General features: G+C 36.8%; 18 protein-coding genes and 1 pseudogene. 4 read left to right on the top strand and 15 right to left on the bottom strand.

Annotated elements, in window-relative coordinates:
* Window positions 1–68: 68 nt before the first annotated feature.
* Both GKP30_RS14820 and GKP30_RS14815 read right to left on the bottom strand, forming a co-directional pair.
* Window positions 69–3,269, bottom strand: coding sequence for a UvrD-helicase domain-containing protein (locus GKP30_RS14820; protein ID WP_216830233.1), 3,201 nt, complete (start codon window positions 3,267–3,269; stop codon window positions 69–71).
* A complete protein-coding gene (locus GKP30_RS14815) occupies window positions 3,262–6,294 on the bottom strand; it encodes a PD-(D/E)XK nuclease family protein (protein WP_216830232.1) in 3,033 nt (1,010 codons plus the stop codon). Before GKP30_RS14815 ends, GKP30_RS14820 begins: the two co-directional genes overlap by 8 nt.
* Window positions 6,295–6,519: 225 nt before the next feature.
* Here GKP30_RS14815 and GKP30_RS14810 point away from each other — a divergent pair, with 225 nt between their 5' ends.
* Both GKP30_RS14810 and GKP30_RS14805 read left to right on the top strand, forming a co-directional pair.
* Window positions 6,520–7,401, top strand: coding sequence for a hypothetical protein (locus tag GKP30_RS14810; RefSeq protein ID WP_216830231.1), 882 nt, complete (start codon window positions 6,520–6,522; stop codon window positions 7,399–7,401).
* Between the two features lie 315 nt (window positions 7,402–7,716).
* A complete protein-coding gene (locus GKP30_RS14805) occupies window positions 7,717–9,060 on the top strand; it encodes a hypothetical protein (protein ID WP_216830230.1) in 1,344 nt (447 codons plus the stop codon).
* Between the two features lie 33 nt (window positions 9,061–9,093).
* Here the strand turns inward: GKP30_RS14805 and GKP30_RS14800 are convergent, their stop codons facing one another.
* The 7 genes from GKP30_RS14800 to GKP30_RS14770 all read right to left on the bottom strand — a co-directional run bounded on the left by GKP30_RS14800 (window position 9,094) and on the right by GKP30_RS14770 (window position 18,008).
* Window positions 9,094–9,261, bottom strand: coding sequence for a hypothetical protein (locus tag GKP30_RS14800; protein WP_216830229.1), 168 nt, complete (start codon window positions 9,259–9,261; stop codon window positions 9,094–9,096).
* A gap of 159 nt (window positions 9,262–9,420) precedes the next feature.
* On the bottom strand, window positions 9,421–10,920 hold the full coding sequence (locus GKP30_RS14795) for a malate:quinone oxidoreductase (RefSeq protein ID WP_216830228.1): 1,500 nt from the start codon (window positions 10,918–10,920) through the stop codon (window positions 9,421–9,423).
* 644 nt (window positions 10,921–11,564) lie between these two features.
* Window positions 11,565–12,341 carry a nucleotidyltransferase domain-containing protein gene (locus GKP30_RS14790; protein ID WP_216830227.1) on the bottom strand — a complete coding sequence of 259 codons (777 nt, stop codon included), beginning with the start codon at window positions 12,339–12,341 and terminating at the stop codon, window positions 11,565–11,567.
* A gap of 12 nt (window positions 12,342–12,353) precedes the next feature.
* Entirely contained in the window at window positions 12,354–14,261 is a 1,908-nt protein-coding gene (locus GKP30_RS14785) for an ABC-F family ATP-binding cassette domain-containing protein (RefSeq protein WP_216830226.1), read from the bottom strand.
* Window positions 14,262–14,541: 280 nt separating this feature from the next.
* Complete coding sequence (locus tag GKP30_RS14780) at window positions 14,542–15,444, bottom strand: aldo/keto reductase (protein WP_216830225.1); 903 nt, start codon at window positions 15,442–15,444, stop codon at window positions 14,542–14,544.
* A 472-nt stretch (window positions 15,445–15,916) separates the two neighbouring features.
* On the bottom strand, window positions 15,917–16,621 hold the full coding sequence (locus GKP30_RS14775) for a hypothetical protein (protein ID WP_216830224.1): 705 nt from the start codon (window positions 16,619–16,621) through the stop codon (window positions 15,917–15,919).
* 58 nt (window positions 16,622–16,679) lie between these two features.
* Window positions 16,680–18,008: a polysaccharide biosynthesis protein gene (locus tag GKP30_RS14770; RefSeq protein ID WP_216830223.1), complete on the bottom strand. Its 1,329-nt coding sequence runs from the start codon at window positions 18,006–18,008 to the stop codon at window positions 16,680–16,682.
* Between the two features lie 185 nt (window positions 18,009–18,193).
* Between GKP30_RS14770 and GKP30_RS24035 the strand changes: the two are divergent.
* Both GKP30_RS24035 and GKP30_RS24030 read left to right on the top strand, forming a co-directional pair.
* A pseudogene (locus tag GKP30_RS24035) lies at window positions 18,194–18,721 on the top strand (protoglobin family protein); the annotation flags it as partial.
* 225 nt (window positions 18,722–18,946) lie between these two features.
* Window positions 18,947–19,504 carry a methyl-accepting chemotaxis protein gene (locus tag GKP30_RS24030; protein ID WP_407928623.1) on the top strand — a complete coding sequence of 186 codons (558 nt, stop codon included), beginning with the start codon at window positions 18,947–18,949 and terminating at the stop codon, window positions 19,502–19,504.
* Window positions 19,505–19,563: 59 nt separating this feature from the next.
* Here GKP30_RS24030 and GKP30_RS14760 read toward each other — a convergent pair whose 3' ends face one another.
* From GKP30_RS14760 to GKP30_RS14735, 6 genes are all read right to left on the bottom strand, one after another.
* Window positions 19,564–20,907 (bottom strand): aspartate aminotransferase family protein, encoded by a 1,344-nt coding sequence (locus GKP30_RS14760; RefSeq protein ID WP_216830221.1) that lies wholly within the window; start codon window positions 20,905–20,907, stop codon window positions 19,564–19,566.
* Between the two features lie 165 nt (window positions 20,908–21,072).
* Window positions 21,073–21,750: a beta-phosphoglucomutase gene (pgmB, locus tag GKP30_RS14755; protein WP_216830220.1), complete on the bottom strand. Its 678-nt coding sequence runs from the start codon at window positions 21,748–21,750 to the stop codon at window positions 21,073–21,075.
* A 6-nt stretch (window positions 21,751–21,756) separates the two neighbouring features.
* Complete coding sequence (locus GKP30_RS14750) at window positions 21,757–22,956, bottom strand: class I SAM-dependent rRNA methyltransferase (protein WP_216830219.1); 1,200 nt, start codon at window positions 22,954–22,956, stop codon at window positions 21,757–21,759.
* Between the two features lie 21 nt (window positions 22,957–22,977).
* A complete protein-coding gene (gene rlmD, locus GKP30_RS14745) occupies window positions 22,978–24,351 on the bottom strand; it encodes a 23S rRNA (uracil(1939)-C(5))-methyltransferase RlmD (RefSeq protein WP_216830218.1) in 1,374 nt (457 codons plus the stop codon).
* 171 nt (window positions 24,352–24,522) lie between these two features.
* The gene (locus tag GKP30_RS14740; RefSeq protein ID WP_216830217.1) at window positions 24,523–25,413 is read right to left on the bottom strand and encodes a diacylglycerol kinase; all 891 of its coding nucleotides are present in this window, start codon (window positions 25,411–25,413) and stop codon (window positions 24,523–24,525) included.
* 189 nt (window positions 25,414–25,602) lie between these two features.
* Window positions 25,603–26,754 carry an amidohydrolase gene (locus GKP30_RS14735; RefSeq protein ID WP_216830216.1) on the bottom strand — a complete coding sequence of 384 codons (1,152 nt, stop codon included), beginning with the start codon at window positions 26,752–26,754 and terminating at the stop codon, window positions 25,603–25,605.
* Window positions 26,755–26,959 lie beyond the last annotated feature (205 nt).

Genomic DNA, 26,959 nt, shown 5'->3' with positions numbered 1-26,959 from the left:
TTCAGTTAAGGTAGTTATTGTATTAAGGTGGAAGAAAGTCAACAGTTTATAGAAATAATAACAGAGATTTAGATTTGTACACAATCCTTTGTTTGAACAAAATAGATATTCATTTCCCCTACTTGTTCATGTGTTATTTCTTCCCACGCTTGTTTATAAACATTGAGCTGCTTCGCATAATGATTTTTTAACTTATCAATATCTTCTTCTCTCGTAAAACGATCCGTCTTATAGTCTACAATAATCCATTGATCATTTTCTTTAAAAATGAGATCAATGATACCCGTTAATAATGTTTCTCCAGTTTCTTCTCGATATAACGGATGTCCTTCTTGTACCAGTACCGTGAATGGCATCTCAGCATACCATTGTTCAGATTGCTTACACTGCTCCCAAATCGAGGACTGCAAAAAGGTATCAATTGCATCATTTACTTCTTCTGCTCGCTCTATTGGAAGCTCATATTTGCTAAGTAGCTCTTCAATAACCTCACTTCTACTTTCAGTGCCTTTTAGTACTGCTTCAAACGCTTCATGAACTACACTTCCCCAGTCCTTACCACCACCAGTTTCTCGTGCAATCCCAAGCAATGAATGATCATCCTCTGTTCGATCAGTTGGTCTCTCGATGTCATAGGTTTTCTCTTTAAGCGGCTCCGCCCAGTTAGAAACTTGCTCTCTAATCTTTTTCCAATCAGCTAAGCCAATGAAGGTTTTGTCCGTTATCTCTGGCTTAACAACGTCTACTGGCACTTGAAATTCATCTAGCTCAAGCCCTTCAAGCAGATCATTCCATGGGTTATTTTTTTCATTGCCTTTATCCATACAGCTAATAACAAGCATTTTTTCAGCACGGGTGGCAGCTACATATACAAGTCGCATCTCTTCAGCTCTTAAATACTCATATTCTTCAGCTTGCAGACGTTTCCAGTTCGGTGGTTGAGCCATCATTTCGTCCTTTTCATTGGTAAAACAAAAGTAACCAACGGATTGCTCATGCTCACGCTGAATGTGACGACCTATTTTGTCTTTTTGATCCACAAACTTTTTTGGGTGAACTAGAAAAACAATTGGAGCCTCAAGTCCTTTAGATTTATGAACATTCATGACACGAACTGCATTTTCTTCCTCTGGTAATGTCATTTCTTCCATCGCTTCATCGACGATTATTTGCTCTAACCGTTCCACAATGGCATAAAATTCAGCATGTCCACTTGCTTCATGCGCTCTGAGTTTTTCAAGCACTTGATATACTCGAGTATAATCTCGTTTATTTTTTTCCAAGCTCATAAATTTAGGCAGTAGCCCTACGTCCAACATAATTTTTTCAATTGCAGCAGTTGGAATATCGCGCCTACGCCACATATAATATTGATTAAGCTTGTCATACGTGTATTTTAAAACAGTTTGCTCCTCTTCTTCTAAACTCTCTGGAATACTTGTAAATAACGATAGCCTTCCTCCATTAGCAGTAAAGTTATATAGAAGTTTATCACTCAGACCAAAAAACGGACCTCGTAATACTGCTGTAGCAAAGAGAGAACTTGTTGGTTCTGCTAGTAGCTTTAAGAGATATAATATAGCTCGAAGCTCTTCATCTTCAGCTAAACTAACCTCACCTGTCGTCATTACTGGAATGCTATACTCTTCTAGTTTTTTTGCATAATCATCAATTCCGCCGTTATAACGAGTAAGAATCATAAAATCTCTTGGTTGTGCCTCGTTATTTAACAACTTTGAACGAATATATTTTGCAATTCCTTCAGCATCAGCTTCAATTACCTCGGCTGTTTTCCTTGCATTCGGTACTGTCCATTTATAAATACCCATTCGTTGCTCTTCTTCTGGACTATCTCTTTTGACAGAATTTAATGGTCGATAAGCGGCTTGATAGCTTGTTTCCTTTTCAGGTAAATGCTTAACAAACACATCATTCAGTCGCTCAGTAACAAGACTAGTTGTGCGAAAGTTCATCGTTAAGTTGAGTGCTTCTCCGCCTGTACTAGCAATCATTTCTTTTACTCGTTGATAAATATCTATATCCGCTCGGCGGAACCTATATATCGACTGCTTTGGATCTCCAACCACAAATAGAGACCCTTGACGCGGGGTTAACTTCGACCAATTTTTTTCTTCAGTTTCTTCACCTGTTAAATACAACATTAATTCCGCTTGAATTGGATCAGTATCCTGGAATTCATCCACAAGAAGACATTTATATTTCTTTTGAAAATATCTACGTACCTCAGAGTTATCTCTTAATAGCTTTGCTGATTCAGATAGCAAATCTTGAAAGTTTAGCGAAGAGCGCTTCTTTTTTAGGTCTTGATAATATGTTAAGGCTGGCTTTAGAAACGGAATGAGTCGACTATGACAATATTCAAACCAACTCTCTAAAACGGGAGCAACCACTTCTGAAAGAATAATTTGACGTTCATCTCTTATTTCTTTGGCTACATCGTTATCTTTCCACCGATTTAACGTCACTGATGTCTTCTTTTGATATGGCCTTAACATCGCAACCTTCGTCTTATCTTTCGTAATATCGAAATACTTTAACTCTCTCATCGTGCGAAGTATTTTTTTCTGTAACGAATCATAGCCTTTATCGGGTTCTTCATCTGGTAAACTTGTTTTTACATACTCAATAAATGATTTTAATTCTGAAAAAACTTCATCTAAACTCGGCCTTTCAGCTTCTTCATAAAACCAGGCCACATCAGCATATTCACGCAACTCATGTAAATTATCACGCAAAGAAGCTACATCAATCCCTAACTCTGACAGTTCATCAAGTCGTTCAGGGGATTTCAGGCGGACATCATTAATATACCGTTCCCATGCTTCATCAGCGATCATCTTATCTTCAGTTTCATCCAACTCTTTAAAGTCAAAGTCAAGTCCTGCTTCGACAGGTCTTTCCCGTAATAACCTTGCACAGAAAGAATGAACCGTACCTAAATAACACTGATCAAAGTCAGCCAGCGCACGTTCAATTCTTACCCTCACATCAACATCAGTTATTTCTTTCCTTCTTTTCTCTAACTCGGTTTGAAAGCGTTCCTTTAACTCATCTGCAGCTTTCCTTGTAAAGGTAATCGCAACAATTTCCCTTATCTCATACGTCCCTGTTGTTACTAAGTTCGCCATTCTTTGAACAAGACTATAGGTTTTCCCTGATCCAGCTCCTGCCTCAACTAAGAAATTAGTATGCAAATTTAGCATGATTTTGTCACGTTCATTCTTATCCATTAAAACTACATCAGTCATACGAGCGCACCTCCTTTAACCTTAAAGCTCCTGAAGCTGTTTCTTCTTTATGTTTCTTTGCAAGGATTTCTTCTTCATACGTGTGTCGTTGGCAGATAATTTTATAATCACAATATTTGCAGTCATCTGCGACATCTGTGTAAGGGAAGTGGCCCTGTGCTAACAATTCACATAAGTGCTCTACTATGGATAGGAATTTCTCCCTTTCTTCAGCGTTATGCTTTCGTTCAATTCTCTCACCTTGTCCCTTAAGCGTAGGAAAAAGATAAGCACTAGAACTTACTTGTGCGTTCTGATGTGCAAAAAGCTTTTCAAACGCAAGCGCGTAGAGACTATGTTGAAGCTTACGTCCACCGTTAAAGTACGCTTTATCTGTATAGCCATAGGAACTTCCTGTTTTATAATCAATAATCGCATAAAGTCCATTTTTCAAACGGTCAACTCTATCAATTTTTCCACTTAAACGGATCGTTTCACCATTTGCAAGGTCAATGGTCGCTGGGTCTTGTCCACTAATTCCAAAACTAAATTCAAAAAATAGTGGGTCCCCGTCATCACTTGCTTCTTCCTCTGCTTTAAGAAAAACAGAACAGGACTCGAGGATTTCTTGACGCTCGAGTAAATAAATTATTTCACTTGGCGGAGGGTTACTTTCTCTTGCATAGGATAGTACTTGATCAGCAATTTCTATGATGAGATCTAAGTGTTTTTCTACTTGTGGCTTTTGCTTCTCTTCTTTTAGACGATCATAAAAACGCTCAAATACTTCGTGCAATAAACTTCCTCTCGTTGGTGGATTTAACCAACTATACATATCAAACTCTTCTACTTGTTCCTCTTCAACATATAGAATATGCTTTAAAAAGTATTTATAAGGACATGTTCCTAGCATCTCTAGTTTACTTGTTGTAATCGTCAAGTTCTCATTTTTTCTAGGATCAAGCTTGTCATGCTCATACTCAATTCGACCATCGAATTCTGTAAATATCTCATTACGACGTGCATATCTAGCAACTTCAGCTTGTTTTAGATGTAGAAACTCTTCCTCTCCAAGTACATCTGAAGCCAGTTGATTGCTATTCCATAGTTGCTTAGCCCACCACTCACTTTCATGAAGTACATTATTTTCTTCTTTTTGGATAAAATGAACATCCTCTTGAAGAGCGTGAGCAAGCTCCTCACCTGTTACACTAGGCTGCCTTGTTTTTAAGCGGTAAGCTTGTAAAAATAAATGCGAAGGTGCTGATCTGCGATTTTCAACCGTGTCCATAAATGGATAACTCATTTGAACATGTCCTTTTGTCGTTAATAAAAGCTGAACAAATAAGTAAAAATTACGTTTCACAAATTCACGACCTAATGTCATTTCTGGGTGGATTAACTTTCTTTCTAAATCTAGAAGTATCGGGTCTTCTTTTTGGCGCCCAGGAAACCTTCCATTATCTAAACCAACGACAAACACATGAGGTCGATCTAAATACAACCCAATTCGATGTGGTGATACATGAAGGTGGCCTGGCTTAGGCATTGATGCACCAACAGTTAACTTCATTAACCATTGTTCTGTATCATTTAATGCTTCACCTAATGTCATTTCTCCAGCTGCTAATTTCTCTACTTCCATAATGGCTTCAATTAGTTGATTTTTTGCAGACGTATCTAAACCATTAGTAGAATTATCCTCTACTAATAATAGATCCTTTAAAGTACATAACCACTTTTTATAGGAAATAAAATCCCACATTTTATTTCCTTCAAAGCGCGCCATAAACGGCGTTAACCATTTCTCTAATTGTTTATATCTTTCAAGCCTCAAAACCGCTCGTTGATTTGATGGGTCTTCTTTTACTTTCAGTGCTAAATCAGCCATTTTTTCGTTTAGCTTATGTAGGTATCTTTCTCTTCCCCAATGAATATCTGCATCATGAAGAAGCTCAATTACTTTTTCTCCTGATAAATCGATTTGATTTAAGGAAATACAGCCTTCTCGAATTAACTTAGCGAGTGCATTAACATTATAGTTTTCACGGATCCACTGAAACACACCTTTTATCAGCTTACCTGGTTTTGTAAGGTTTACTGGAACTCCTTCAGCAAAAGTTACACAATCTTCTAGCTTTTGTTTTTGTACAAAACGAAGAACACTTTCTACATATGGACGACCGCTCGTATAGAAAATGACCGATTGATCAAAAGGAAGTTTTTCATTTTTTAATTGCCTAAATACACTTTGGATTTCTTCATCTTCACTAATCGCTGCCTTTAAAGTAAGATCTGGTTCTCTTGGCGCTTCTTCAATTTGATATAAAAAGCTGAATGGATGTTGCGATTGATGATTTTTTGTTGGTGGAATCATTTCTGGAAGTGGCTCTACACCGACAACCGATGGAAAACCTAATGCAATGACATTTGCCCCTTTGGTGTAATGTAGAAAGAAGTCCTTTTCAATTCGATAAAACGCTTCATGCGGGAAGAATATATAAAGAGCACTATGTTTTTGCTCTATTAGCTGCTTGAGTGCAAGTTCAAAGATATCAGCAGCATCTAGTAGTCGGTTTTCCTGCCGTTTATGTTCATAAGCTTGAAATAACCGATATAAATCCTCTCCTTTTTCAGGCTTGAGAAAAGCTTGTTTGGGAAAAGTTTGGACCGTGACTCTAGCTTGTTTTAAATCTAATATTGCTTGATAAACAGCTTGACTAAATGCAGGAGTCAGTTGTACAGAGTTAAAATAATGTAACTGCTTACCTGTTTTCAGTTTTTGAAGTTCTGAAAATATATATTGTTTACCAATCTGGTATGGCATTTGCTCATAGTTGGCTTTCTTCATTATCGGTTTAACTAGCTCAAGAGCTAAATCCATAAAGGTTTTTACCTTTACATTAAGTACAGGTTGTCCTGCTCTAGCTAATGCTTGTATCGCTAATTGTCCATCGCGGTGTGATGGAACAACAAAGATTTTTTCCGTTAATGTATGCTTTGAAACAATCTCATTTAGTTGCTCAATAATAGGATGAGGGTACATATAAACCTCCTAGCTTTTAATAATTCACCCTTCAATTATACAGAAATTACAAATAAAAAGCGAATGTTAGTTCTCTTATTTGTTTTTTCTTACTCCAGCTTTGACCATTAATTAATCACTAAACGTAAAGTACAAACAACATTTCACTTTTTAGTTAAAAACATTTACAATAATAGGTAAGGAGTATGTGTTTCAAAAAATTGATTCAACGAAAGGAAGGTTATTATGACTCTACCAGCGTGCCTGCTCGGCAAAACCGTAAGTTTGAATAACGATTCCAAGTATGTAATTAAATACCAAGAACCTGCTGATAAGGTACACCATGTCATCTTATTTGAAGATGACCAACCTAAGATTTATGCTCGCATTTCTGATACAGGAGAATTTTTACAGTCTTTTTTCTTAAATAAAAGCCAAGATGAACATGCTAGACGCTGTCTTGAAAAAATTAAACAAATGGAAAGCACGCGAACGAAAAGCTCCCTAACTCAAGCTGATATTCGAGATGCTCTTAATCAATCAGAAAATGCTAAATTCAATAATAAAAACCTTGAAAAACTTCTTACTGATGAACACCTCCAAGATATTAAACATTGTTGGCCATCCCGATTATTAACCCTACAATCAACTAATCATAAATCAACCAATTCTCTTATTCATTCCACATTAAAACAGGCACTCTCTACCGCAAATTCAAAAAAATCAATCGAATTCTTACTGCTTCACCGATATGATAAATTTCTAATTTACCTTCTAAACCAATTTGAACAATCCCCAACATTAATATCAGATATTATAAACTATTATGTTAAACATAAGGCGTATGGTGAAGCTGAGATTTTCCTTACTCAATTGTCTAAAAAGTGCTCTCTTTCAAATGTATCTTTCATAAACCAATTATTAGATGAAAGTCGAAAGATAAATAAAGAAAACAAGCAATTGACTATTTTTAAACAGGTATTTTTAATGATCTATCAACGCGGCAAAAGAAAATACAAGAAAGAAGTGACTACGTGGCTTAGTTCTATTACAAACGAAAGAAGAAATCACTTAAAAAAAGATATTCTTCAACTTATCAAAGATAAGAAAAGTAATGAAACTGGTTAACGACAGTAACCCCTCTTTCCTACTTTAGGTTAAGTTGAAACCCAATAACTATAAAGTGGAACTTTTTTCACTAGGCTTTCTTTCATCTCCCACTGAAAATATTTAAATAAATTAAATAAACTCTCGTAAAATAATAAATACTATAAGCGCTAGGAAATTGCCTTCTCCTAGCGCTTATTAGATTTTTCAATAGATAGCGCATAATATGTAAACAAACTTTAGACCTCTGTAAAAATGCCCATTGACCAATTAGGAAATCACTTCCATAATACAAATCGTAATGATTACTATTTACAAAAGGAGGAAAACTAAAAAGTGAAAATTTATTTACTAAACTCTAAGTTTTTTGTCGGTCTTACTTTAATAGTCATCTTCTTATTAATTGTTGGTTGTAGTACGAATACAACATCAACAGCAGATGAACAGACAGCTAAAGATGCGGATGAAGCTTTAGAGTTTATTCAAGATGAGGTTCTAGAAGAGGAAGAAGAACTTGAAGAAGATATAGGAAAAGCTAATAACAACAGTCAAAAGGATGAAAAGAACGGGACGCGTATTGCGATTGGTTATGATGGAGGTGTCATTGTAGTAGATGGTAACTTCCAAGTCATTGAAACATTCGAAACAGAAACCAGTGCAATGGGGCTGGCTGCTGATCATCGCCATGTGTTTCTAAATAATCGTGAAGAAGGTCATTTAAAGCTACTCGATCTTGGAGTGTGGGAAGAAAATCATGGCGATCACGGACATACATATGTCGAAGCTCCTGTTGTTTCAAAGTATGAAATTACGGGTGAAAAGCCTACACATATTGTCACTCATAGTGGGGAGACAGCAATCTTTTACGATGGAAATGGTTTTGTTGAGGTCTATCCGAACAAAAGTTTAAAAACAAACAAAAAACCAGATCCAGTCGCGACATTTTCAGGGGTAGAACATCATGGTGTAGCAGTACCATTATCAAATGGTACTTACGCTGTTTCATATACTGATGAGGAGGATCCACAACCGCTTCCAGAGGGTATTATCATTTATGATGAAGCAGGCGAAGAACTGTCACGGATCCCATCATGCCCTCGTCTTCATGGTGAAGCATCCATTGGTTCTAAAGAAGAAGAAGTTATTGCATTTGGATGTGAAGGCCAAGTCCTTTTATACCTCCCTTTTACAGATGAAGCGGTAGAAATTGTATTACCTGATGAAGAAGCTCGTGTGGGGACAATTAAGAGTCATAGCGAAAGTCCTTATTTTCTCGCAAACTATAGTAGTAAAGAGAAACCAGAACTCGGACATAATGTTAGCGTTATTAATACAATCGAAAAGTCACTTAAATTAGTTGATATCTCAACACCTTATATTAGTTCCATGGTAGTCAATGCAAAGGGTGAAGGATTTGTATTAGGTATCAATGGATTACTTTATCAACTTGACCTAGCGAGTGGAACAATCCAATCTGAACTTAAAGTCATTGATCCATTTGAATTAGGTGAGGGCCATGGACATGATTATGTATACCCTAGTCTCGCTTTAGTAAATGATCATATTGTCATAACTGATCCAACGAATAACGAGCTTCTTATTGTCCATGATAATCATGTTGATACGGTATTAACTTTAGAAGTGCAACCAACAGGTATATTATCGGTAACTGCATTTTAATAACTGACTGTTAAAGGATCGTGTAAATTCCAATTATTGTTTTCTTTTTTCTTCTGTAACGGATAAGATATTAGCGTCTGTTCCAAATTCTTTTCGAATGGTTTTTCTTGCATCCACAGGGGTTCGGGCTGTCACTGACTTGATTTGCTTTTCGCCCTTTAGTTCCATCTCAACAAGAAAGCATTTTGATCCACATCTCATGTAAATCCCTCCTTCAAACGAACACTGCGAATAAATTAAAGAAAGAACCTTTAATCCGTAGTTAGCTAGGATTAAAGGTTCTCTGTTTAATATTTTCTCACTGATTGGACGCTCAGTCTCTTGACATTTTACAATACCCTTGGTTTCATTTCCAAAGAATTAATTAAAGACTAGTTCTTTTTCAGTTAGACCGAGTGTCTCTGCTGTTGATTTATGAATTTCGCGCAGAAGCTCTGGATTTTCCATTAATGATAAACCATACGATGGAATCATTTCTTTAATTTTACCTTCCCACTCTTTAACATGTTGCGGGAAGCATTTTTCAATGACCTCAAGCATAACGTGAACTGCAGTTGAAGCACCTGGGGATGCCCCTAGTAATGCTGCGATCGAACCATCAGAAGCAGTAATTACTTCCGTCCCAAATTGCAGTGTTCCCATGCCATCTGGAGTATCTTTAATTACTTGAACACGTTGGCCCGCTACGACTAACTCCCAATCCTCACTTTTAGCGTTCGGGATAAACTCACGTAGCTCTTCCATACGCTGTTCTTTCGATAACATGACTTGCTCGATCAAATACTTTGTCAATGACATTTCTTTTGCTCCTGCTGCCAACATCGTTAAGACATTATTCGGCTTTACAGAAGTAACTAAATCTAGTAATGAACCATTCTTTAGGAATTTTGGTGAGAAGCCTGCAAATGGTCCGAATAGCAACGCTTTTTTATTGTCGATATATCTTGTATCCAAATGTGGAACAGACATTGGCGGAGCTCCAACCTTTGCCTTTCCGTAAACTTTTGCATGATGTTGCTCCACAACTTCTTGATTTTTACAAGCCATAAAGATTCCGCTTACTGGGAAGCCTCCGATATTCTTTCCTTCAGGTATACCTGACTTTTGTAATAAATGCAGGCTTCCTCCTCCGCCTCCGATAAAGACGAATTTTGCCGTATAACGTTCAACCTCACCAACCGTGTCATCGTGGACTTTTACTTCCCACAATCCGTCACTGTTTCGTTTAATATCTTCAACATTATGTTGATATTTTATCTTAACATTTTTATTCTCTAAGTGATTAAACAACATGCGCGTTAAAGCACCAAAGTTGACATCCGTACCAGAGTCAATTTTTGTTGCAGCTATAGGTTCATTGTCTTTGCGATCTTGCATGATAAGTGGAACCCATTCCATTAGTTTTTTGGGATCCTTTGTAAATTCCATCCCATGGAATAGAGGATTATTTGAAAGCGCTTCAAAACGTCTTTTTAAAAATTCTACATTTTCTTCCCCTTGAACTAAACTCATATGAGGCAATGGCATGATAAAGTCATTTGGGTTTTGAATTAGCTTGCTGTTTACGAGATAAGACCAAAACTGCATTGAAACCTGGAACTGCTCATTAACTTTAATAGCTTTACTAATATCTACAGATCCATCTGGCTTTTCGTTCGTGTAATTCAACTCACACAATGCCGCATGCCCTGTACCCGCATTATTCCATTCGTTAGAACTTTCCTCTCCTGCGCTTCCGAGCTTTTCAAACACTGTAATTTCCCATTCTGGAACTAATTCTTTCAAGAGAGTCCCTAAAGTCGCACTCATAATTCCTGCGCCAATTAAAATCACATCTGTTTTAATTTCCCTGTTGCTCATTTTTCCCCCACCTTTTCCCCTAAATTTGCAGAAAAGATGTAGGCATCACACCATGCAGAGGCGCGACCTCGTCAACACACCTTTTCTGTTTCATTAATCACTGTCTCAATTATAACCCTATCATAGTGTTTTTCAATTGGTTATAGATTAATATATCTCTTATTATATGATAATTTTCAATGATTTAAAATATAGTAAAAATTGAGAACACAGTCCAAAAGGCATTAAAACGCATAAAACCAAGCCTAAATTGAGTTTTTTCAAGGAATAAAGCTTTGTTTTTCCTTACCCGTGGACCATCATCTCCTATTTTTACCCTTACTTATCATAGCACATCATGAACCATATAATCACCACTGGGTTGATCAATCAATCTAAAAATCCACCTTACATCTTTTAAACTATTCCGAAATCTCCTATAATATCATTATTTACAATAAGAAAATGCCAGATCAAATTATTTCGCTTTTAATTTTATCATATTTCCTTTATTGCAATTCACTAAATTTTAGCGATAAATTGTTTTTGGTATTGATTAAAAAACTGCACCAAATTTCTCTGCATACAAAATATAATGCCTGCCCCCTATTAGTTTTGAGGACAGGCATTATTTATTAGTACTACTTGTATCTTTGTGGGAGAGATTAGTTCCACACAGTCTTTAATGTTCTTTGAAAAAGTTGATCAAACGCATCTGTATCAGCTTTCTTATTTTCTTCTAGTCGCTTTACATAATCAGTAAGACATCCAATTTGTTCCTCAATAAATTTTTGAATCGCCCCTAATTCATTTATGCTAATTTCTTTTTCTCGCTTCAACTTCTTTTCCAATATAGCTTCGACTTCAGTACGGAGAACGCCAGATTTAGGTATATGATCCATTAAATAAACAAACTCATTCGGGGGCATAGAATGATATTTTTTTATCCATCTACAGGCCAGTAATGGTTTAACTACATTCAAAACAAGTTTTACATTAGCATATGCATCTGGAGAATGAAAACTCCCCTTTGCATTTCGTTTTGCCATGTTGAGGTAATGATACAAACAGGTTTTTTCAGAAAAGGTCTTCTTTGAAAGCGACTTACATTCAGCTACAATTAAAGGATTTTCGTGATAGACAATTCGTGATTGTAACCATTCAAGTATGGTTGGATTTGATTTCTTCAGTAATGCTAACGTTTTTCTCATATCCCAACCGACCATATCTAATTCGGCCGTCAATTGAATATCCATAACCTCACGCTTCTGTTCAATGGACAAATACCAACTAACAGGGTGTATATAAATAAACCGAACGTCATAATCGCTTTCTTCTGAAGCCGTTCCCCACGCTCTACTTCCTGCTTCACAAGCATAAATAATCTTCACTTCATGCTCTGCTTCAATTCTGGAAAGTGCTTCAACAATTTTCTCCTTCATTCGATCACCAAATTATTTTTGACCTTCAATTTCCTCAATTAATAGTGAAAGTTCCTCCCAGCGCTCCATCGCTTGCTCTAATTCTTCTTCTTTTTGTTTTTGTTCATTCATTAATTCTTGAATTTTACTAAAGTCACTTCCAGCAGCAGCAATATCTGTTTCAATTTGTTCGATTTTAGACTCAAGCTGTGAAATTCGCTCTTCAATTGTATTCCACTCTTGTTGATCTTTATAGGAGAGCTTCTTTCGCTGTTCTCTCTTTTTAGGTTGGACGTTAGTTTCTTGCACTTTTGCTTTTCGTTCTTGTAGCTCCATTTCTTTTTCAAGTTTCTTATCTTCCATAAATTCTGAATAAGACCCCTGATAACGACTTATTGAACCTTCACCGTCAAATACGAGCAAATGATCGACAACACGATCTAAAAAGTAACGATCATGGGAAACCGTTAACACAACACCTGGAAACTGATCTAAATAGTCCTCTAATACACTAAGCGTTTGTGTATCAAGATCATTTGTTGGCTCATCAAGAAATAAAACATTTGGCTCTTTCATAAGAACACGGAGTAAATAAAGGCGGCGACGTTCTCCCCCTGACAATCTACGAATATACGTCCATTGCATTGCTCGAGGAAATAAAAACCGTTCTAACATTTGCTCAGCCGTAATAATTTGATTATCAACGGTTCGAACGATTTCAGCACCCTCTTTAATGTAATCAATAACTCGTAAATTCCCATCAAGCTCCTCGTCATCTTGAGTATAATAGGCGATTTTTACTGTTTCACCAACTTCAATGTCACCTGCACTCGGCTCTATTCTACCCGCTAAAATGTTTAATAATGTTGATTTTCCAGTCCCATTCGGTCCAATGATTCCTAACCTTTCACCTGGAACAATTAAATAATTCAAATTATGAAACAACTGGTGATCTCCATAAGACTTAGATATATTTTTAACTTCAATAACTTTTTTACCCAGTCGTTGTGTGCCAATTGCAAAATCGACATCACCTTTTTGAGTTGGTCCCTTTTGATCCCTTAAGTCCTCTACTCTTTGGATCCGGGCTTTTTGTTTTGTTGTTCTTGCTTTTGCACCTCTTTGTAACCAGGCTAGCTCACGCCGCAATAAATTTTGTCTCTTTGCTTCACTTTGCTCGGCAAGTGCTTCTCGCTCAGCCTTCTTTTCAAGAAAACTTTCATAATTGCCTTCGTATGTATAAAGTTGTCCTTGATCTAACTCATAAATCCGATTGGTGACGCGGTTAAGAAAATACCGGTCGTGCGTTACCATGATAAGAGAACCTTTATACTGCGCTAAATAGCTCTCTAACCACTCAATCGTCTCATTATCTAAATGGTTTGTTGGCTCATCTAATATTAATAAATCTGCAGGCTGAATTAACGCTTTTGCAATAGCTACACGTTTCTTTTGACCACCAGATAAATGCTTTATTTTCTTCGTGAAGTCAGTTATCCCAAGACGCGTGAGGACCGTTTTGGCAACAGTATTTGCCTCCCACGCCTCACAATCATCCATCTTCGCTTGAACTTTTAATAGACGTTCTTGACGTTGATTGCTTTCAGGTTGACCTTGAAGTTCATATAATGCTTGTTCGTATTCCCGCATCACCTTCATAATAACGGAGTCACCATAATATATTTGTTCTAATGTAGTCAGGTTCTCATCTAAATCAGGTTGTTGCGGTAAATACTCAATCTGAAGTTGATTAGAATGAGTAAGCTTTCCTTCTTCCATTCCCTCTTCTTTGGATAGAACTTTTAATAACGTTGATTTTCCTGTTCCATTCACGCCTATTAAACCAATTCGCTCACGTTCTCCAATGGAAAACGAAATACGGTCGAATAATACTTTCTCACCATATGATTTACATAAATTTTCTACTGTAAAAATACTCATCTTCTCAATCCTAACATTTCAAAGTGTTTCCTCTATTTTATATGAAAAAAAGAAGAAGTGCGAAGAAAAGTGGAAGACGCCTGATTATCGGCGACAAGCGCTGGAGGGCCAACAATACGTGTCCTGCTCTTTGGACACATTTGATGGACCGAAGCGACCTCGAGCCGATGGCGCCTGCAACTAGACAAAGAAAAGTGGAAGACGCCTGATTATCGGCGACAAGCGCTGGAGGACCAACAATACGTGGCTTAATTTGGAACCAGCTTAGAAAAAATTCACCTTAAGGTACCTCGTTACCAATTGACGCCTCCCAAACTTCAAACCACTGCTGCCTTGTTAATTTTAATTGTAATGCCTCTACAGAACGCTTTATTCTCTCTAGGTTCCCTGTTCCAATTATCGGTAGGATATTTGCTGGGTGTTCTAGCAACCAAGCTAACATCACCTGATCAATTGAAACTGCATTGAGTTCTTCAGCTAATTTTGTTAATATTTCCCGAACCCGTACCGACTGTTTATCTTCGCTAGAAAAAATTCTTCCACCAGCTAATGGTGACCACGCCATCGGTAAAATTTTTCTTTCTAAACATTGATCAATCGTCCCATCGAGGAAAGGATTTGTGTGAAGCACCGACAGTTCGATTTGATTGGTTACTAACGGAAATGGCAAATAAGAGTCAAGCATTGCTACTTGAGATGATGTAAAATTAGATACACCAAAAGCCCTTACTTTCCCTTCGTCCTTTAGACTGACAAACGCCTCTGCAACTTCACTAGGATCCATAAATGGATCTGGGCGATGTATGAGTAAAACGTCAATATAATCGGTTCCAAAATTTTGTAATGATTGATTTACGGACTTGATAATATGATCTTTACTTGTATCGTAATGTTTAATGTAATGGTCTGTATGCTTTTTAGATAATAGCTTTATCCCACACTTTGTCACGATTTCTATTTTAGTACGTAAGCTAGGGTCAAGCTTTAATACCTCTCCAAAACGTGCTTCACATGTATAATCTCCATATATATCTGCATGGTCAAAAGTGGTTATTCCTTGCTCCAGGCAACTATGTATTAAATCCAGTAATTCATTTTGTGTTAATTTCCAGTCATTTAGTCTCCAATGACCATGAACCATTCTTGAGAAGGATAAGCCCTCTCCGATATTCGTTCTTTCCATTGTGTTCACTCCTCGTTGATCATAAGTATTCATTTTATCTGACCTAGTATCTCACATCTTTTTAACTTTTACATAACATAATTAATGAAATGTCTGACTTCTACTCCTTCTAGCCTATTCTAACGAAATTTATTACTCTGAATTTCCTATTTTACAGATTACTAGTTTAGTATTTAAAAAAGTGGAAATACTGTTAGTGAAACAAATTCTTGTTATTTATTAAGGGAGGAATACCAAGATGAGTTTAAATGAGTATATTGAAACGATTAATGAGATGTTAGAAGAAGCGAAGAAGGAAACGACTGAAGACGCATCATAGATAATAATAGATTAGTAAATGCAAAAGGAAGAGCTCGAACGATACATATCGTTCGAGCTCTTCCTTTTTACAATCCGATATGCTCTTCAATATAAAAAGGAAATCCTGAAAATAATTATCGATGCCTCTTTTCACAAATACTTGTGCGACTCTTTACTTAGCAATCCGATTAGCTACTCGAATTTCACCAAAAATCTCTTGTGCTAACTCACTTTGATAATGTATTTGAATTAGCCCTTTATCTTTCGCAAATACATACTTTTCATCGCCCTCTTTTACCTCTACTTCAATTGCTTCCCACTCCTGGTTATTCCATGTCACCGTCGTTGTGCTTGGGGGAATTTCTGAAGTGAAAAATAATTCATTATAGTTAGCATCTTGCGACTCAACCCATTCAAATGCAGCCTTTTCTCCTTCTTCTTCGATCATTGTTTGAAGATCCTCATAAATCTCATACTGTTCTTCAGAGTATTGATGTGTGATGATCACTTTTTGTTGCTCGTGATCAACTTGAAGTAAACGAAAATGTCCTAGCGCGTGTCCTTGATGTCCCCTAACAAACGCTAGATCCTCTTCTTTATATAGGACATCCATTCCTAAGCCTAATCCAGTTCCTGGACCATCTGTTTCAAAACTTGAAAGAACGTTATACTCACTAACAACATCTTCAAATGTTATCTCATTTTCTGGCCCAGCAGTTTCTTCCGTTTCATTCAACTCTTCGTCTGTTGGCTCTTGAATTGGTTCTTCAATTGGCTCCTCTTCAGCAGGGAACTCTTCTGAAGGATCTTCTATACTTCCACACGCCGTAATAAAGAAGATCATACAAATACTTATCATTAATTTTATCCAGTTCATGTAACCTCTCCTTTCCTCCTTATCGGTATTGCCTAAATAAGCATAGGAAAAACATAGGTTAATATTTAAAGGTAGAAGGAGCTCTTAATAATAATGTTGCCCCAATTTTATTACAGATTGTTACGTAATGCATCATCGTCAGCAGGACAACCCCTGTGTTCATACCTATAATAACACCTTGCATTTGCAATTGTTCCATTGATCCGAGGAAATACATTAAAGCAAAGGAAATTAGTGTCGACCAAACTGCATGAAGAAAAGCATCCTTTACTAAACCGAGACCAATTAAATAGGCTTGCATTGGCATGACAAAATAGTGAAATAAAAAGTATAGACATAATAACTGCAAATAACCAGCAGCACGGGATGACTCGAAAAACAAAGTAGTAAGTGGCTCAGCGTACACATAAAAGATGATGACAGCTACTAATCCATAAAAGAAAGTAAACAGCATCACTTTCTGTAATAATGTTTGTAGTTTGATAAAATCTCTTTTTGCGTAAGCCTCCGAAACAGTAGGAATTAAAACGATAAGTAACGAATGAGCAATAAATGCAGGAAAAAAGCCAATGGTAAACGCCACCCCAGCTAGTTTGCCGTATTGAGCCATAGCAACTGCTTCCGTCAATCCAGAATTAAGTAAGGCCATTTTTATTAGAAATGGTTTAATAGCAAACGTTACCGCATGAAAGATTCGAACTCCTGTTGTTGGGATTGAAACAGCTAACAACTGCTGTCGTACAGTTTTCCCACTAATTTTTTCACTCGGCTCTTTTTTCAAAGAGTTCAACTGTAAGAAATAGGCGGTAATTAAATATAAAAATACGATTAATTCACTACCAATCAGCGTACAGATTGCAATTAAAATAGCTAGCTCATGCTCAAATTGAAACCATTGAAACAAAATGACTAATAATATAAGCTGGGCTGCTCGACGTAAGAAGTTTGATAGTGCAATTTTCCCCATTCGATGCGATCCCATAAAATAGCCTCTAGCAACTGAAGACAATGAAATGATCGGAATTAATATTATGATTAACCAGCGAATCATTGGATGATACTGGTCAAAAACAGGAATAAACGGTAAAACAATCGTTACTAGAATGAAAAAAATGATAGTAAAAATGAGTGTAAATCTCAAAGTATGCTGTAACATGTTGAGATGATATTTTTTGTCCTGCTCAGCAATGAATTTAGAAATTGAGATCGGCAGCTCTATACTAGCAAGAACAACGATTAATATAATTGTTGGAAGGATAGACATATATCGTCCTAAAGCTTCATCTCCTAATTCTCGAGCCAATACCATGTTAATGACAAATTCAAGGCACTCACTTAAAAATGCCGCTATAACTAAAAGAAGTGCACCTTTAAAAAATGTTTTCATGACTCTCTCCTTATCTATACATACTTCTATATAGATATGAGACAAGTCTTAATAATATTTAGTTATATTTTCTTTTTTACTCTTTTAAAATTAGACTCTACTAAAATCGTAGACAATACATGAACATATATTATATATTTATCATACAAAATATAGTACAAATAACCTAGGAAAGTTGGGAAACCATGTTATTTCAACTGAAAAAGAAACCAGATTATCAACCAAATCTTAAATTTTCAACAGGCACACCAATTCGTTTATCGGATAAACAAAAAGAACTCCGTCTTCATTACATGACATTCCATAAAGAACATGCACAATTGTTAAAAGAATTACAGCCTATCGTTTTGCAACTTTCTGATCAATTACTTAATAAAACACTCGATCATGTTTTTCAATTTCCAATGTTGGAGAAAATAGCCACTGCTCATTCTTCTCGGGAGCGTTTATATGAAGTATTTCAATTTTACTTGAGATCACTTTTCTCTGGAGAAATTACTGATGAATTCTTGCAACAAAGACAGAAAATTGGCGGTGCACATAATAAAGGAGAACTTCCTATCGGTTGGTTTTTAGCAACCTATCAACTATTTTTGACCCTACTTATTCCACAAATCGTGAAGCATTTTGAGCATGAACCTGAAAAGCTAAGTAAGGCAATTATTGCCGTCACCCATGCGATTAACTTTGACTCTCAATTAATCGTTGAAACGTATATCCAAAGTCGCGTTGATGAAATCCAAGCACTGAACGATGCTAATTACCAACTTCAAGAAGAACTAACCTCTATTAGTCAAGAGTTAGCAGCAACAATTGAACAAACAGAAGCAATTACAACAGAAACGGCTGAAAAAGCGACAAAAATAGGGAAAGATACAGAAAATACGGTTAAGAGCAGTCAAAATTTAAAAAGGTTAGTGACTAAAAGTGAGCAAGATATGATTGAAATGGAGAACGCTTTTTCAACGTTATTGGAGAAGGTCAATGATTCCTTAATAAAGGTCGATGAAATGAACAGTATTTCTAATAAAATCAATACGATGACATCTGAAATTGAAAAAATTGCAGACCAAACTAATTTACTTGCTCTAAACGCTTCCATTGAGGCTGCCCGTGCAGGAGAACATGGGAAGGGCTTTTCTGTCGTAGCAACTGAAGTCAGAAAGCTCGCTGAATCATCTAAACAATTAAGCAATGATATTTTTTCACTTGTAAAGGAGAGCAATCAAAATACTTCAAGCATTATTAATACTATGAATCTCATGACACAATCTACTGAAACTTCAAATACTAGCTTAAAAACAGTTAAGAATGGCTTAATTACTGTAGGAATGGAAATGGAGCAGTATTCATCAATGTTTCAGAATAACAAAAAGGATATTGATGAAATTATTGCAGCCATTCAAGACATTAACAAAGCAACCAGTGACCTTTCCTTTTTGGCAACTTCTCTTACTGAAAAGGCAGAAAATCTTAATTCAAGTGTAGGACAGTGAAAGTAAAACAATTGATAGTTGAAAACAGGCTGATAAACAGCCTGTTTTCAGCTAGGTTTTTATAAGTGATCTAAGGCCTTTTTAATCGTTCGAATGATGAAGTTTATATCCTTATTATCAATCGTTAGTGGAGGTGATATAGAAATAACATTATTGTACCCAGCAACTGTGGCACCATTTTTAGCTAAAATTAATCCTTCTTGTTTACAAGCATTTAACACTTTGTTTACTAAATTAATATCAAGAGGTTCTTTTGTCTCCTTGTTATCGACTAACTCTATTCCCATCAATAGACCTTTTCCTCTAATATCACCAACATATGGATGGTCTTCTATCGACTTTCGAAGATCTGAAATCATCTGTTTCCCTACTTCTTTTGACCGTTCAAATAATTTTTCTTTTTCCATTATTTCTAGATTTTTCAATGCAACTGCACAAGATGCAGGACTTCCACCGAATGTATTTACATGACGAAAGTAATCATATTCATCGGTTCCTTTAAAAGCTTCATAAATCTCCCGTTTTACCGCTGTTGCAGACAATGGCATGTAACCACTTGTTATTCCTTTTGCCATCGTTATAATATCAGGTTTTACCCCGTAGTTCATGAAACCAAAAGGCTCACCAGTTCTTCCAAAACCACAGATTACTTCATCAACAATTAAGAGTGCACCATGGTCCTCACATACCTCTTTCACACCTGACATATAACCGTCTGGTGGAATTAAAATGCCACCCCCTGTTATGATTGGCTCCATAATTACAGCTGCGACCGTTTCACTTAACTCCCAAGTCATAACTTGTTCAATAGCTTGAACAGATTTTAATTCTCTAGGAGTTGCATTTGGATCTTCTGGCGACCGGTACGAGTCGGGTGGTGGTACGTGGATAAAGCCTGGAGCTAGCGGTTCATACTTATACTTACGTTGAGCTTGACCTGTAGCAGCAAGAGTTGCAATCGTATTCCCGTGATAGCTCCTGTATCTCGAAATGATTTTATGACGTTGGTGATCACCTTTTTGCGCATGGTACTGCCTAGCTATTTTAAACGCTGTTTCATTCGCTTCAGAACCACTATTTGAAAAGAAGAAAACATAATCGCCTTCTAACATCTCATTAAGCTTTTCCGCTAGTTCAATAGCAGGCAAATGACTTTGTGTTAACGGATAATAGGCTAATTTCGTTAACTGTTCATGGGCTGCTTCAGCGAATTCAGTTCTTCCGTATCCAGCATTAACACACCATAATCCCGACATAGCATCTAAATATCTTCTTCCATCGGTATCTGTTATCCATGCACCTTTCGCTTCCTCTACTACCATAGTTGCCCCAGGATTATAAGGTTTCATTGAATGCCATACATACTTCTCATCTTTTGCCAACATTTGATCCTTTTCTTTCATCTAAACGTCTCCTCCTCAATTTCATAATTCAATCTTGAGGGTTTGATGCTGTTATGTTTACTAAATCTAGATCAAGCTTTATCTAACGTTTATTTGAAATACCCTTATTAGAACGTATGAAACTAAAAACATTTGATGACTGGATATGGAAATTGCAAAAATCCCCTAAGCATTTATAGGGGATAAACTAACAAGAGTTAGTAGTTTTTCATAACTAATTTCTTCTGTCGAATGTACGTGCCAGTCCGCACTTTTTACAGCGGCATGCTCACCTACTCCTATTGAAAACATCGGTGTTTGTTTAATCGCCTTAATCCCAGCTTCACTATCTTCAATGGCAATACACTTATCATACGGAACGTTTAAAGCATCTGCTGCTTTTAAGAAAATCTCTGGATCTGGCTTCATTTTTTTTACGTCATGAATATCAACGATATGATCAAAGTAGTGACTTATTTCTAGGTTATCTAAAACCGTTTTTGCATTCGAGCTTGCAGAAGCAATCGCCATCTTCATATGATTTTTCTTAAGTGTTGTTATGAAGTCAGACATTCCTGGTAAAATATCATCTTTGGTAATTCTACTAATTAGTTGTTGATAATTAGCATTTTTTTGATTACCTAATTCAGCTTTTTGCAAAGGCGTATATGATCTGTCACTTTTCCTTACAAGTTCCTCGATAAGCACGGTACGACTCATCCCTTGCATTCTTTGGTTAAGCTCTCTATCAAAAGGAATATTCAATTTATCAGACACTTGTTTTGTAGCCAAATAGTGATACTCAACAGTATCCGCAAGCACCCCGTCTAAATCAAAAATAACAGCATGATATACTCTTTTCATAGTATTTTAACCCTTTATTTTTTTAATAAATACGACCTTTAAATAATTACCTTCTGGGAATTTCTTAATTGTCTTAAAGTCACTTGGAAGTGAATACTCCTCTAAGTATTTGAACTTTCCGTTCATCTCTTTGAATGCCTTTTCAATCATACCTTTAAATTTACTCATTCCAAACGAACTACTATTTGTCGAAGCAACGATGACCCCATCATCTTCAGTTATGGCAATTGTTTCTTTCAGTAAGTTTGTATAATCTTTTGCCGCGCTAAACGTATGTTTCTTTGATCTCGCAAAACTAGGAGGATCTAAAATGACCATACCAAACTTTAAATTCTTTTTCACTGCGTATTTAAAATAACGAAAAACATCTTCAACAATAATATCCTGTGCTTCATAATCAATTCCGTTAATACTGAACTGTTCAATCGTTTTACTCAAACTACGATTAGCTAAGTCTACACTCGTTGTTTTCTTCGCGCCACCTAATGCAGCAAACACCGAAAAGGCACCCGTATACGAAAATGTATTTAAAACGGTCTTACCTTTGGCGTATTTATCACGAATTACTTTTCTTACTTCACGTTGATCTAAAAAGACGCCGACCATCGCTCCTTCATTTAAGTAGACCGCAAAGCGCACGCCATTTTCTTTAACGAAAATCGGGAATTGTCCTTTTTCACCCGTTACAAAGTCGTCTTGTTCAATATATTTGCCATCTGTTGCAAATCGCTTCTTCTGATAAATCGCCTTGTACTCTGTTACTGCTTGTAGTGAGCGTATGATTTCATCCTTAAATTTATAGATACCTTTATTGTACCAATGGATCAAGTAGTAGCCATCAAAATACTCGATCGTTAAGCCGCCGATGCCATCACCTTCCCCATTGAAGACCCGAAAGGCGGTTGTTTCTACATCATTAAATAAATGGATACGATGCTTAAACGCTTCAGAGAGTTTAGCTTGAAAAAATGCTTGATCAAAGGTTTCGTTCTCACCTTGTGAAAGAATCCAGCCGAAGCCTTTATTTTGCTCACCGTAATAGCCTTTGGCAATAAACTGATTTCGTTCATCGACTAATTTTACGACTGTGCCTTCAACTGATACCTCATTTAGATTGCTTATCGCATCCTTTGAAAGCAGTGGATATCCAGCTCGATACTCTTTGGCAAACTTTGGTTTTATCTTTAATTTAATTTCTTGGCTCATCGTTTCATCCTCTAATTTTTCTTAATTTAGTTCTAACACTGCAACACTTTCAACATGCATTGTATGAGGGAACATATCTACTGGTTGAACTTCCTTCGTCTTATAGCCACCATCTTCTAGCACGCGTAAATCGCGGGCCAATGTTGCTGGATTACAGCTGACATATACTACACGCTTTGGCTTCATTTGAATAATCGTATTTAATAATGCTTCGTCACAGCCTTTTCGAGGAGGATCTACAACGATCACATCTGCATGAATGCCTTGAGCATACCACCATGGAATGACTTTTTCCGCTTCACCGACAGCGAAATCGACATTTTCTATATTATTTAATTTAGCATTGCGCTTTGCATCATCAATCGCTTCTGGTACAATTTCAACCCCATACACGTGCTTCGCTTTTTGAGCTAAAAATAATGAGATCGTACCAATACCACAGTAGGCATCAATCACCGTATCATCACTAGTTAACTGCGCATATTCTAATGCTTTATCGTACAAAACTCTCGTTTGCTCTGGATTGGCTTGGTAAAAAGATCTAGCGGAAATAGCAAATTTTACGTGACCGATATAGTCGTATATATACTCTTCACCCCAAAGAACCTTCGTTTGTTCACCAAAGATGACATTTGTCCTCTTGCTATTAATGTTATGAACAATTGACTTGACTTCAGGTAATCGAATTTTTATTTCCTTAATAATCTGCTCTTTATTAGGTAGGTCGTTTGTTCGTGTAACAAGTACTACCATTACCTCTTTTGTCACTAAGCCATACCTTGCGACAACATGACGCAATACACCTTTATGCTTTTCTTCGTCATACCCTTTAATGTGAAGTTTATTAGCAATTTCTTTTACTACTTGAACCACTTTATCATTCGCATCTTGTTGAATTAAACACTCATCCATATCAATGATATGATGGGTTCTTTCTTGATAAAAACCAGCCACAAGTCCACCTTCCCTTGTAGCTACGGGAACTTGTGCCTTATTACGATATCGCCACGGATTGTTCATTCCAATCGTAGGATGGACAGGGATACCAGAGATCTTGCCGATTCGTTCAAGTACATCTCTTACCATCTTCTGTTTTTGTTGTAATTGCGCATCATAACTTAAATGCTGCAGCTGACATCCCCCACACTGATGATAGACAGGGCAAGGTGGTTCTGCACGATGCTCACTAGTTTCTATCTGTTCCATTAACCGGCCAAATCCATAACCTTTATTTACCTTTGTCACTTTTACTAATCCACGTTCACCAGGAAGAGCTTTTGGTACAAAAAGGGTATACCCTTCTATTTTTGCAACAGCCGCTCCCTCATGAGTTAAATCTTCAAAGACTACTTCATACTGTTTGTTTTTTTGTACAGGTATATTATGTTTACTCATCTTAATCTCTTCCTTTACGTCCGTTTATGCTTTCATGATTGTAGCATAACTCATTACTTAGAAAAACTTTGTATCCTTATTAAGGCCAATATTGTGTCTTTTTTATAGTATTACCTCTTATTTACTGCTAAAGACCAACAAAAAAAGAGCATTTGCTATGCTCTTCTTTTTCTACCTTTTGGGTGGACACAGGATTTGAAAATGTTGGTAAAGATTAACAAATTCTCCGGGCAGCATCCCACCATATTCACCATCGAGATTTAGTTGCATATCTCCTTCAACATATACCTTAATTCGATTGGCTTGTGTATAAATGACTTTCGGATGATTCATATGTTCTCCTCGCATCGCTAAGCCACCGATTCGAATAAATTCTGGAAAAGACGTCTTTTTAACAATAATCAGATCAAATAACCCATCTTGAATCGACGCATCTGGTGCTAGCTTTTCGAAGCCACCCACTGAGTTCGTATTCGAGACAAGAAACATCATAATTTCACCTTCGAAAAGTTTTCCATCATACTCGATTCTTACAGAAGTCGGTGAAATCGACGGGAGCTTTTCTAGACCTTTTATATAATAAGCAAGTTGTCCCACTAATGTTTTAAGTTTACTAGGAACTTCATACGTTAGCTCTGTTAGCGTTCCACCAGCTGCTATATTAATAAAGTACTGACTCCCTACTTTGCCAATATCAATAGGCTGCTGGTGTTCTCCACATAATACATCACAAGCTTCTACAATATCCCTTGGAATATGAAGCGCTCTGGCAAAATCATTCGTTGTGCCCCCAGGAATTAGTCCTAAAAGCGGACGATTTTCTAATTCGGCTAGACCATTGACTACTTCAAAGATGGTTCCGTCGCCACCTGCAGCAATAACTAAATCAAAACCTCTCTCGCCTGCTAACCTTGCAGCCTTTATTGCACAGCCTTCACCTGTTGTTGCATGTGCAGATGCTTCATAGCCAACTTTTTCGAGTCGCTCCAGAACATACGGCAAACTTTTACGCATTTGCTCTCTTCCTGAAGTTGGATTATAAATAATTCGGGCTCGTTTCATACTATCTCCCACTTTTATGAAGTAATATCCATCTTATTACAATCTATTAACTTGTATGATAAGGGATACATACAACTTATACAAGTACTATCTCAAAAGTGACTTTTTCCAGTGAGGGTTTCCTTCATCCCTCACTGAAAATTAGTTGAAAAGGATTATATTTTTGACATTGTTTTGAAACATCATATATTATCTGTTTTCTTGTTCGTACACAATATTCCCATCTACAAATGTTTTCCATGAATAACTATTTTGTTTTAGCGGGTGTGCATCCCAGATGACGATATCTGCATCTTTTCCAACCTCAAGAGTACCTGTACGATCTTCTATACCTAGTACAGCAGCAGCGTGTTCCGTAACTGACTTTAACGCAGTTTGTTCAGAGAGACCTTCTTTGACTGCTATACTTACAGAGGTTTGTAAATACTGTATCGGAATAACAGGATGATCAGTCGTCATTGCAAAGGGAACATTTGCCTGTTCTAACGCCTTATACGTTTGCCACCCTTTATCTCTTAGCTCCACCTTACTACGGCTTGAAATCGTTGGTCCTACTGTAAACTTCGCACCACTTTCTGCTAGTAAGTGAGCAATTTGATGTCCTTCAGTCGTATGCTCAACACTTAAATCTAAATCAAATTCTTTTGCAATTCGAATAACTGTCATTATGTCATCGGCGCGGTGGGCATGAGCGCGAACTGGAATTTTCTTTTCTAGTGCCAACTGTAGAGCTTCTAATTCAAAATCAAATACATTTTCACCTTTTTGCTTTTTCTCCATATAATTCTTCGCTTTTGAAAATTGTTCACGCAGAATAGCTGCGACAGCCATTCTTGTTTTAGGTGCTCGTCCATGATTACCGTGAGCTCCCTTTGGATTTTCTCCAAGTGCAATTTTTAGTCCAGATGGCTGACGGATTACCATCTCATCTACTGATTTTCCAAGCCTAATTTTAATACAGACTGTTAAGCCACCAATGACATTTGCGCTACCAGGTAAAACTTGAGCCGTTGTCACACCTGCAGCGACTGCATCGTGAAACCCTTGATCATACGGATAAATTCCGTCCATCGCGCGTAAATGTGGTGTAACAGCTGATGTCGTTTCGTTATAATCTTGTCCTTCCCATCGAACCCCTTCTTCATCGATACCTAAATGGGTGTGTGCATCAATAAATCCTGGCGTTACATATCTACCGTTGGCATCAATAATTTCTGCCTTATCTGGAATTTCAACCTCTTCACTAGTTCCAATCTTCATGATCTTACCTTCTTCAAAGACAATTGTCCCATTCGAAATTTCGTTATCTCCTAAAATATGTGCATTAATAATTGCTTTCATGAATACAGCTCCTTTAATCATTGTATTGATTACGCATATTTTTGATAAATGTTAAACCTAAAATGTAGACTGAAAGATATGAACTTTGCATTTCACACGATAAGCCAAAAATCAACGATTATCTACAGACACTTTAACACTTCCAAAAAAATAAAAAATCGATACCTCTATTTTATTACGGGCATCGAAATAATTCAAAGACAAA

Origin of the sequence: Alkalihalobacterium elongatum (assembly GCF_019024285.1) — a bacterium.
Lineage (GTDB): Bacteria > Bacillota > Bacilli > Bacillales > Bacillaceae_F > Alkalihalobacterium > Alkalihalobacterium elongatum.
Note: the sequence above shows the minus strand (reverse complement) of the source record. Positions and strands in the feature narration are given on the sequence as shown.

Bases quoted from the DNA above. Each gene is read 5' to 3' on its own strand.
- GKP30_RS14790 (WP_216830227.1), bottom strand. From the start codon at position 12,341: ATGAAGGAGAAAATTGTTGAAGCACTTTCCAGAATTGAAGCAGAGCAT.
- pgmB (WP_216830220.1), bottom strand. From the start codon at position 21,750: ATGAAAAGAGTATATCATGCTGTTATTTTTGATTTAGACGGGGTGCTT.
- GKP30_RS14815 (WP_216830232.1), bottom strand. From the start codon at position 6,294: ATGTACCCTCATCCTATTATTGAGCAACTAAATGAGATTGTTTCAAAG.
- rlmD (WP_216830218.1), bottom strand. From the start codon at position 24,351: ATGAGTAAACATAATATACCTGTACAAAAAAACAAACAGTATGAAGTA.
- GKP30_RS14795 (WP_216830228.1), bottom strand. From the start codon at position 10,920: ATGAGCAACAGGGAAATTAAAACAGATGTGATTTTAATTGGCGCAGGA.
- GKP30_RS14775 (WP_216830224.1), bottom strand. From the start codon at position 16,621: ATGAACTGGATAAAATTAATGATAAGTATTTGTATGATCTTCTTTATT.
- GKP30_RS14735 (WP_216830216.1), bottom strand. From the start codon at position 26,754: ATGAAAGCAATTATTAATGCACATATTTTAGGAGATAACGAAATTTCG.
- GKP30_RS24030 (WP_407928623.1), top strand. From the start codon at position 18,947: ATGATTGAAATGGAGAACGCTTTTTCAACGTTATTGGAGAAGGTCAAT.
- GKP30_RS14800 (WP_216830229.1), bottom strand. From the start codon at position 9,261: ATGAGATGTGGATCAAAATGCTTTCTTGTTGAGATGGAACTAAAGGGC.
- GKP30_RS14810 (WP_216830231.1), top strand. From the start codon at position 6,520: ATGACTCTACCAGCGTGCCTGCTCGGCAAAACCGTAAGTTTGAATAAC.
- GKP30_RS14770 (WP_216830223.1), bottom strand. From the start codon at position 18,008: ATGAAAACATTTTTTAAAGGTGCACTTCTTTTAGTTATAGCGGCATTT.
- GKP30_RS14785 (WP_216830226.1), bottom strand. From the start codon at position 14,261: ATGAGTATTTTTACAGTAGAAAATTTATGTAAATCATATGGTGAGAAA.
- GKP30_RS14760 (WP_216830221.1), bottom strand. From the start codon at position 20,907: ATGAAAGAAAAGGATCAAATGTTGGCAAAAGATGAGAAGTATGTATGG.
- GKP30_RS14740 (WP_216830217.1), bottom strand. From the start codon at position 25,413: ATGAAACGAGCCCGAATTATTTATAATCCAACTTCAGGAAGAGAGCAA.
- GKP30_RS14780 (WP_216830225.1), bottom strand. From the start codon at position 15,444: ATGGAAAGAACGAATATCGGAGAGGGCTTATCCTTCTCAAGAATGGTT.
- GKP30_RS14820 (WP_216830233.1), bottom strand. From the start codon at position 3,269: ATGACTGATGTAGTTTTAATGGATAAGAATGAACGTGACAAAATCATG.
- GKP30_RS14750 (WP_216830219.1), bottom strand. From the start codon at position 22,956: ATGAGCCAAGAAATTAAATTAAAGATAAAACCAAAGTTTGCCAAAGAG.